The following is a 9,110-nucleotide window of genomic DNA, read 5'->3' on the forward strand; positions in this document are numbered from 1 at the left end:
GGCAAGAATGTCTGAAGAGATAATTGAGAGCAGAAGGGATCTTGTAAAAAGATTAAAAGAGAAAGGGATAAACCCATATCCACATAAATTCAGTGTGACAGCAAAACTTGATCAGATAAGAAAAAAGTATGAACTTCCTGTTGAGAGGGATAAAGAGTATATCCTTAAAGGAAGGATAAAAAGGGTATCTAAAAGGGAAGACAGATATATCATAAGATTTGCTGATCTGACTGAGCCTGTGGAGATACAGGTTATCTTTCCGATAGATAAGGGAAAAGTATCTCCAAACACTGTATGCTCCTTTAAGGGATATCTAGATCGTATAGATGGGAAGTTAACACTTGTGGCTGAAGAGGTTCTTGAAGGAGAAGAGGGAACAGCTGTAAGTGAGGTTAAAAGGGTTTACGATCTTGATCCTGGAAGGGAGAAGGTCAGCGTAGCTGGAAGGATCGTATCTTTCAGGGATCAGGGGAAGGCAGCGTTCGGTCATATTCAGGATGCTGACGGTAAGATCCAGATATACTTCAGAAGGGACACACTTGGTGATGAAAAGTACAACGAGGCTATGGAGATACTTGATATAGGAGATATTGTTGGTGTTGAAGGAGAGCTTTTCAGAACTATGACAGGTGAGTTAACTGTTGAGGTTAAGGATTTTAAGCTCTTAACAAAATCATTAAGGGCTTTACCTGAGAAATGGCATGGACTGAAGGATGTGGAACTGAGATACAGAAGAAGGTATGTTGATCTTATAGCAAATCCAAAGGCTAGGGAGATATTCAAGATAAGGTATAAAGCTATAAAAAGTTTGAGAGAGTTCCTTGAGAGTGAAGGTTTTATGGAGGTTGAGACTCCAATACTCCAGTCTGTTGCATCAGGTGCTATGGCAAGACCTTTTATAACACACCACAACGCACTTGATATTGATATGTACCTGAGAATAGCCCCTGAACTTTATCTCAAGATGCTTATAGTTGGAGGATTTAACAGGGTTTACGAGCTCGGGAGAAACTTCAGAAATGAGGGTATAGACACAACACACAATCCTGAGTTTACAATGGTTGAGTTTTACGCTGCCTACATGGACTACAACGATCTTATGGATCTTACTGAGAGACTTATGAGAAAGATACTTATGGACACAGTAGGAAAGCTGAAGATAACCTGGGAAGGTCAGGAGCTTGATTTTTCAAAGCCGTTCAGAAGACTTAGATTTTTTGATGCACTGAAGGAGAAGACAGGTAAAGATAAGGAGTTTTTCCTTGATGAAGGAAAGGCGAGAGAGTTTGCAAAAGAGGTGGGGATACCTAAAGCTGAAACATTAACACATCTGAAGATACTGGACAAACTATTTGAACATTTTATAGAAGAAGACCTTGTTCAGCCTACATTTGTTATAGATTTTCCAAAGATACTCTCACCTCTTGCAAAAACACACAGGGATGATCCTGATCTTGTTGAGAGGTTTGAGCTTATTGTTAACAAGCAGGAGATAGCAAACGCCTATACCGAGCTTAACGATCCTGAGGATCAGAGGGAAAGGTTCTTACAGCAGCTCAAAGAAAAGGCCGCAGGTGATGAAGAAGCTATGGATATTGATGAGAACTTCCTTACAGCCCTTGAGTACGGTCTTCCTCCAACAGGAGGTGAGGGTATAGGGATAGATAGACTTGTTATGATGCTAACAGACAGCCCATCAATAAGGGAAGTTATACTATTCCCAACATTAAGACCTGAGAAAGATTGATTTATGACAAGGATTTTAAACTTTTCTATATTTAATCTTATATAACTGTCGGAGGAAAGATTTAATTGAAAAATAGGTTTAGAGGTGCACTTGTTGGTGCTGCCGTTGGTGATTCAATGGGAATGTGTGTTGAGGAGATCCCTTTTGATGAGGTTATACTACATTATGGAGATAAGATAACAAATATATGTGAGCCACATCCAGCATCTCCAGCTTCTTATCTAAAGGCAGGAGAGACATCAAGCGAGTTTGAGATAGTTAAGATAGTTGCCCAGTCACTATCTGAGAAGAAGATCCTTGATATAAAGGATATTATAGAGAGATATATACAGTGGGAGGAGAAAGAAGAACTGCACAGCTATGTAGATCCCTACTTTCTTCTTGCTATTGATGCTCTTAAAAATGGAAGGGAGATAGAGAGAGGTGGAAGCTCAATTGAAGGGGCTCTGCCGGCAATCCCACTTGGTATGTACCATTACACAAATCCTGTACTTGCTGTGGAGGGAACAAAGGCTGTTGTTATGCTGACACACAGAAATGAGATCGTTATAGATGCTGCATCAGTTATAGCTGTTGCTATTGGTGAGCTTTTACAGGGAAAGTTTTACCTTGAGGATGAGTATCCTTACTTTATAAAACTTTTAAAAACATTTGTCCAGAAAGATGAGACAAAGTTTTATCTTGACAGGGTTGAGGCTCTCATAAAAAGGGATGCTTCCTATGAAGAGGCTGTTAATGAACTTGGTAATGGTTCCTATGCTTTAGAGGCTCTTTCGCAGGCATTATTCATATTCCTGAAAACCCCAGAAAATACGGAGAATGTTATAATACATGCTGTAAACTCTTACGGTAATTACGGTGGAGATACTGATTCAATAGGACTTATAGCAGGTGCTTTTGCAGGTGCTTATAACTCTGAGGAAAGTATCCCATCTAGATGGAAGGTATCATTGAAAAACTATAGAGAGATTGTTAAACTTGCAGATAAGCTGTACACAGTAGCACAACATTAGAGGAGGGATAGCGTTAGATGGCAAAGAAGAAGGGAAGGTTGCAGGAACAGTTTTTGAACGCTATAAGAAAGGAAAAGGTAAGGGTTAATGTGTATCTTGTGAACGGTGTTAAGCTGGAAGGAAAGATAAGGTACTTTGATCCTTTCACAATTCTTTTAAAAGAGGGACCAAGACAGGTTTTAGTATATAAACATGCAATAACAACAGTCATTCCTAAAAGAGAAATAGAGTTTGAGTTAGAAGAAGAACAGCAGTAAATCTGATAAAAATCATTTGACTGGGGGATTTTCTGCTGTTATATTATTAGTAATAGTTATCAATAAAAATAATAAAACAACCTTAAAGGAGGAAAAAAATGTTTAAAAAAGTATCATTAATGTTTGGTGCTGTTGCTGTGGTTTCGTCGACAGTATTTGCATCAGATACAGCATTACTTGAAAAGGCGAGAGAGCTTTTTAAGCCATTACCAGCTGAGATACCTGCCCCTAAAACAAACCCCACAACACCTGAGAAGGTAGAGCTTGGTAAAAAACTTTACTACGATCCAAGACTGTCGCTCAGCGGAGTTATAAGCTGTAACACATGTCACAACCTTGCAACATTTGGTGTTGATAATGTTGAAACAGCTCTCGGACACAGATTTTTAACAGGTGGAAGAAACTCTCCAACAGTTCTTAATGCAGGTTTTCATATAGCACAGTTCTGGGATGGAAGAGCCAAAACACTTGAAGACCAGGCAAAAGGTCCTATTCTTGCCCATGTTGAGATGGCAATGCCAAACCCTGATTTTGTTGTTTTAAAACTAAAAACAATCCCAGGTTATGTTGAGGAGTTCAAAAAGGTGTTTAAAAACGATCCTGATCCTTTAACATACGACAATGTTGCAAAAGCTATAGCTGCATTTGAGAGAACACTTGTAACACCATCAAGATTTGATCAGTTCCTGAAAGGAGATACAAACGCATTAACAGAAAAAGAGAAGGAAGGTCTTAAACTTTTCATAGACAAAGGATGTGCAAGCTGTCATAACGGTGTAGCTGTAGGTGGTGGAATGTTTGCAAAGTTTGGTGTTGTAAAGCCTTATCCTACAGCTGACCTTGGAAGATTTAAGGTAACAAAGAAAGAGGAAGACAAATTTGTATTTAAAGTTCCATCCCTCAGAAATATTACCAAAACATACCCTTACTTCCATGATGGAGCTGTGTGGGATATAAGGGAAGCTGTAAGAATAATGGGTGAAACACAGCTTGGAATAAAACTGACACAGGAAGAAATAGATAAAATAGTTGCTTTCCTTGATAGCCTTACAGGTGAGATTCCTGAGTCTGCAAGGACTGTCCCTGTACTACCTCCCTCAAGCAAGGACACCCCAAAGCCCAAAGCTGACTGATTATTCTTTTCTCTCCTAAACCTTTCCCCCTTTTCAGGGGGATTTTTTTGTTAAAATGAGATAAAAAAGGAGTGTTATGGGATTTTACAAAAAAATCAAAGTTAGGAATCTGGATGAGCTTGAGTCCTTTGCCACTGCTCTGTCTAAATGTTTAAAAGGTGATGAGCTTATTCTTCTAAAGGGAGATCTTGGTTCTGGGAAAACAACATTTACAAGATTTTTAGTTTCCGCAATTGATAGGGAAGCAGGGGAGTATGTGAACTCACCTACATTTTCTGTTATGAATGAGTATGATACTGAAAAGTTCAGGATATATCATATAGATCTTTACAGGGTTAAAAGCTTTGATCTTTCAGATATTCTTGGAAAAGGTATTGTTATAGTTGAGTGGCCTGAGGATCGTTTTGAGGAAATAGATATCCCACAGATAGTTTTGAGTTTTGAAATAAAAGATTATGATGAAAGGGAGATAACCGTTTATCTGAAAGGTGCTGATTATATAGCTGAATGTATATAAAAGGGGCTTAAAGCCCCGATGATTTATTCTAATATCTCTAAAACAGCTCTCTTATTCTGTTTTCTAGCAACAGCTGCTAAAAGTGTTCTTATCGCTCTTGCCGTTCTTCCCTGTCTTCCTATAACTTTACCAAGATCTTCAGGAGCAACTTTAAGCTCTATAACAGTGGTTTTTTCTCCTTCAATCTCTTTAACTTCAACTTTGTCCGGATGATCAACGAGAGATTTTGCAACAAATTCAACCAATTCTTGAAGTTTACTCATCTAACTTCCCTCCGTTAGTTTTTTCAGCTTCAGGACTATGCCTTTTGTTCTTCGTATCCAAATTGTTTCAGGATTTTTAAAGCTCTTTCTGTTGGCTGTGCACCTTTAGCAATCCATTCTTTTGCTTTTTCAACATTTATATTTCCTGTTTTTAATATAGGGTCGTATGTTCCTATATAGTCTATATACTTTGATTCCCTGGGAGCTCTGCTGTCCATAACAACCATTCTGTAAACTGGATGCTTCTTTCTCCCGGCTCTTGAAAGTCTAATTCTTACCAAGTTTCCACTACCTCCTGTTATTAAAATGGTAAATTAGGCATATTAAAAGGAAGTTTCATTTTACCAGATTTTTTCATTTTTTTCATCATCTTTTTCATCTCTTTGTACTGTTTTAAGACTCTGTTCACATCCATTATCGTTGTTCCACTTCCCCTTGCGATTCTTCTCTTCCTGCTGCCGTTTATAATATGTGGGTTTGCTCTCTCTTCAGGTGTCATTGAGTTTATTATAGCCTCTATTCTTATAAACTGTTTTTCATCAACTTTTAAGTCTTTAATCTTACTTCCCAAGCCCGGTATCATCTTAAGTACATTCTCAAGGGGTCCTAAATTCCTTATCATCTGGAGCTGCTGTTTAAGATCATCAAGTGTGAACTCAGCGTTCATCACCCTTTTAGCCATCTCTTCGGCTTTCTTCTCATCTATAGCTGTCTGCATCTTTTCAAGGAGTGTCTGTATATCACCAAGCCCTAATATCCTCTGTGCTATCCTGTCAGGATGGAACTGCTGGAAGTCTTCTATCTTCTCACCAACACCTATGAACTTTATAGGAACACCGATAACCTTTCTTACAGAAAGAGCTATACCACCTTTTGCATCACCATCTAACTTTGTGAGAATCACACCTGTCAGACCAACTCTGTTGTGGAACTCTTCCGCTGTGCTTATAGCATCCTGACCCTGCATTGCGTCAGCAACATAGAGTATCTCTGAAGGGTTTACCTTCTCTTTTATATGGACAAGCTCATCCATAAGTTCCTGATCTATATGGAGACGTCCTGCTGTATCAAGTATGATATGAGAAAGACCGGCCTCTTTAGCCTTCTGTATAACCTTTTCTGTAAGCCTTACAGCATCTTTCTCTTCCTCATCTATAAAACATGGAACATCAATTGTCTTGGCGAGTGTACAGAGCTGTTTTCCAGCTGCCGGTCTTCTAACGTCTGTTGATACGAGACCAACTTTGTATCCTTTTGATTTAAGCCATTTTGCAAGTTTACCTGCTGTTGTTGTCTTACCTGTTCCCTGAAGACCGACAAGCATTATAACTGTAGGTGGCTTTTCTGATCTCTGGAGGGGAGCTTCCTCACCTAAGATATTCAGAACTTCATCATAGATCAGTTTTATAACGGTCTCACCTGCGTTCAGACCCTTTATTACTTCCTGACCTACAAGTTTCTGTTTTAGATCGTCAAGAAAACTCTTTATAACCTCAATATTAACATCAGCTTCAATTAGAGCCCTTCTTATATCCTTGAGAGCTTCCTCAACAGTTTTTTCATCTAATCTTTTTACTCTTTTTAGCTTCTCAACTATACCGCTAAATCTTTCAGTTAATAACTCAAACATCGGTTACCCTCTTTGGAATATTTTTATTTTTATATTATCACACATCTGAAAAGCATAATAATAGTATCTTTGTATAATTTTTCAATATCTGTTTTTATCATCATTATTTTAATTATTTGATCTGTGACAATTGAAAATCTTAATCTTGAATTAAAATAATATTGACTTCAGGATGCTAAGTTATTAGCTTATTATTTAAAAGTATAAGAATTTCTTTATCTCTTTGTTTTTAAATAGGGGATGTAATGACTGTTGTAATTAGAAGCAGATTATTACTTTTTATCTTAAGTTTACTTCTATTACTTTCAGGAACATCCTATTCATCAGATAAGATATACGTGAAAAACTTTCTTATAGTTGGTAATAGAGCTTTAAACTGGGATGAGATTTACAGTATAGTTAAACCTTACAGAAACAGATATCTATCCCTGAAAGATCTGAAAGATCTAACAGACAGTATTACAAAAAAATATATAGAAAAGGGTTACATAACATCTAAAGCCTATATACCACCTCAAAATGTAAGTGATGGGATTATAATCATCAGGATTTTTGAAGGGAAAATCGGTGAGATCAGAACAGATGGAGAGTTTGACCATTACAGTAAAGAGTTTGTAAACAGGTACTTTATACCTCTAAAAGAGGACAAGGCTTTTAACAGATTCCATCTTGAAAAGGTTCTCCTTGTTCTAAACAGCTACAGTGATCTTTCAGTAAAGGTTAACGTTAAGAAAGGATCAGAACTTGGAACTACAGATTTAGAGATCAAAGTCACAAGTGATAGATATCCATTTTCTGGGGCTGTGTTTTATGACAACTATGGATCAGAGTACACAAGTAGAAACAGATACGGGATCAATCTAAACTTCGGAAATCTTTTAATAGAAGGATCAAGTCTTTCTTTAACAGGAATAGTAGGTGACAGCTATAACAAGTTACATACAGGAAGTCTCTCCTACCAGTTTCCTTTAGGTCCTTCAGGTTTACTGACAGGTTTCTTGGTTTCTGTAGGTAACAGTAATATAGGAAAGGAGCTTGCTGTTTTAAATATAAAAAGTTACTCAGAGTATTACTCAGTTTATTTCAGCTATCCTGTTTTTAAATCTTTTATAAAGGATCTTTCATTAAAAGGATCATTTAATGTTACAAACTATAAACAGTCCATACTGAATCAGACCACAACGAAAGATAAATACAGGTATATAGATCTTGGTATTGGATACATAAAATCAGGATACAGATCCCGTACAAGTTTGGATATCAAGTTTGTACAGGGATTGGGGGAAACGTTAGATGATATATTTGGAAGCAGCTCTTACAACACAAGAAGTGGTGCGGATAAGGGCTTCTCAAAACTTGAGTTCTCTGCAGTAAGGAATCAGTTGGTATCGGACAGATTTATGCTGATCTTAAGATTGAGGGGACAGTATTCTGACGATACCTTACTTTCATCTCAGAACTTTTATATCGGTGGTCCAGCATCAATAAAAGGTTATCTTTTAAGTCAGTACGGAGGAGATTCTGGATACGCTTTATCTGGAGAAGTTAGATTTATGCCTCTGGAAAGAAAGGATAGATTGCAGCTTGCACTGTTTGCTGAAACAGGTCAGGTATTTTTAAATAAAACTTCCATAGGACAGTACAAGGATAAAACACTTACAGGAGCAGGATTTGGGATAAGATCAAGACTGTGGTGGGGGATAGATCTGACAGCTGATTTGGCATTTCCTTTAGATCCTGAGGTGGATGGTGATGACAGGGAGTACAACTTTTATATTCAATTAATAAAAACGTTTTAAACAGGAGGATGCTATGACTGAAGCAACAGAACCACTTTACAAACAGATAGAGATAATAAACTCAGATATCCATAAAGATCTAAGGATATCTCCTCTGAAGGATTTTAGAAGATTTAAAAATCTAAACTCCTGTATCGTTCTCGGTGGTGAGTTTGCAGAGGCATCAAAGTTTTATCCTATAGTCTTTATAAAAACAGCTAAAGAAGGAGTGACGCCTGTCATCATTCTCGGTTTTGATCAGAACTTTTTTGTTGATGAAGATGGCAAATGGAAGGAAGGCTATTACATTCCAGCTTTTGTAAGAAGATACCCCTACATCCTCGTGGAAGAAAAAGGAGAGAAAGAGGAGGACAGAAAGCTTTTTGTTGCTGTTGATAAATCATATGAAGGATACAACGCAGAGAATGGAGAGAAGCTGTTTAACGAAGATGGAAAAAACACAGATTATCTGAACAGAATGATTGACTTCTTACGGGCTTATGATCTTGATTACAATCTGACAATGAGATTTGCTAAAAAACTTGAAGAGCTTGATCTATTCCAGACAATAGAGGCAACAATAAAAACTCCAGACAACAGAACATTTGTTATGAAAAATCTCCTTGCTGTAGATGAGAAAAAGCTTAGAGAACTTGAGGATAAGGAAGTTCTTGATCTTTTCAGATCTGGTTTTTTAGGCTGGATATATGCCCATCTTATATCACTTAATAACTTTGCGAGAATTGTGAGGTGAAAACTTTAAAATTGTTTG

General features: G+C 37.4%; 10 protein-coding genes. 7 read left to right on the plus strand and 3 right to left on the minus strand.

The genetic code is table 11. From position 1 onward, the window contains the following. Positions 1-7 precede the first annotated feature (7 nt). The 5 genes from lysS to tsaE all read left to right on the plus strand — a co-directional run bounded on the left by lysS (position 8) and on the right by tsaE (position 4,667). Positions 8-1,747 carry a lysine--tRNA ligase gene (gene lysS / locus PERMA_RS07070; RefSeq protein ID WP_012675654.1) on the plus strand — a complete coding sequence of 580 codons (1,740 nt, stop codon included), beginning with the start codon at positions 8-10 and terminating at the stop codon, positions 1,745-1,747. A 65-nt stretch (positions 1,748-1,812) separates the two neighbouring features. Beyond that, a complete protein-coding gene (locus PERMA_RS07075) occupies positions 1,813-2,760 on the plus strand; it encodes an ADP-ribosylglycohydrolase family protein (RefSeq protein WP_012676231.1) in 948 nt (315 codons plus the stop codon). A 17-nt stretch (positions 2,761-2,777) separates the two neighbouring features. Beyond that, complete coding sequence (gene hfq, locus PERMA_RS07080) at positions 2,778-3,017, plus strand: RNA chaperone Hfq (RefSeq protein WP_012675392.1); 240 nt, start codon at positions 2,778-2,780, stop codon at positions 3,015-3,017. A gap of 98 nt (positions 3,018-3,115) precedes the next feature. Further along, entirely contained in the window at positions 3,116-4,150 is a 1,035-nt protein-coding gene (locus PERMA_RS07085; RefSeq protein ID WP_012676304.1) for a cytochrome-c peroxidase, read from the plus strand. A 76-nt stretch (positions 4,151-4,226) separates the two neighbouring features. Further along, on the plus strand, positions 4,227-4,667 hold the full coding sequence (gene tsaE / locus PERMA_RS07090) for a tRNA (adenosine(37)-N6)-threonylcarbamoyltransferase complex ATPase subunit type 1 TsaE (protein WP_015899046.1): 441 nt from the start codon (positions 4,227-4,229) through the stop codon (positions 4,665-4,667). Positions 4,668-4,690: 23 nt separating this feature from the next. Here tsaE and PERMA_RS07095 read toward each other — a convergent pair whose 3' ends face one another. The 3 genes from PERMA_RS07095 to ffh are packed head-to-tail and all read right to left on the minus strand — an operon-like array spanning position 4,691 to position 6,560. Continuing rightward, positions 4,691-4,930: a KH domain-containing protein gene (locus PERMA_RS07095; RefSeq protein WP_012676045.1), complete on the minus strand. Its 240-nt coding sequence runs from the start codon at positions 4,928-4,930 to the stop codon at positions 4,691-4,693. A gap of 35 nt (positions 4,931-4,965) precedes the next feature. Then, entirely contained in the window at positions 4,966-5,211 is a 246-nt protein-coding gene (gene rpsP, locus PERMA_RS07100) for a 30S ribosomal protein S16 (RefSeq protein ID WP_012676897.1), read from the minus strand. Between the two features lie 20 nt (positions 5,212-5,231). Continuing rightward, complete coding sequence (gene ffh / locus PERMA_RS07105; protein ID WP_012675777.1) at positions 5,232-6,560, minus strand: signal recognition particle protein; 1,329 nt, start codon at positions 6,558-6,560, stop codon at positions 5,232-5,234. Positions 6,561-6,805: 245 nt separating this feature from the next. Between ffh and PERMA_RS07110 the strand changes: the two genes are divergently transcribed. Next, positions 6,806-8,359: a ShlB/FhaC/HecB family hemolysin secretion/activation protein gene (locus PERMA_RS07110; RefSeq protein ID WP_012676647.1), complete on the plus strand. Its 1,554-nt coding sequence runs from the start codon at positions 6,806-6,808 to the stop codon at positions 8,357-8,359. Between the two features lie 13 nt (positions 8,360-8,372). Then, the gene (locus tag PERMA_RS07115) at positions 8,373-9,092 is read left to right on the plus strand and encodes a SapC family protein (protein ID WP_012675550.1); all 720 of its coding nucleotides are present in this window, start codon (positions 8,373-8,375) and stop codon (positions 9,090-9,092) included. The last annotated feature ends 18 nt before the right edge of the window (positions 9,093-9,110 follow it).

Origin of the sequence: Persephonella marina EX-H1 (assembly GCF_000021565.1) — a bacterium.
GTDB classification, from domain to species: domain Bacteria; phylum Aquificota; class Aquificia; order Aquificales; family Hydrogenothermaceae; genus Persephonella; species Persephonella marina.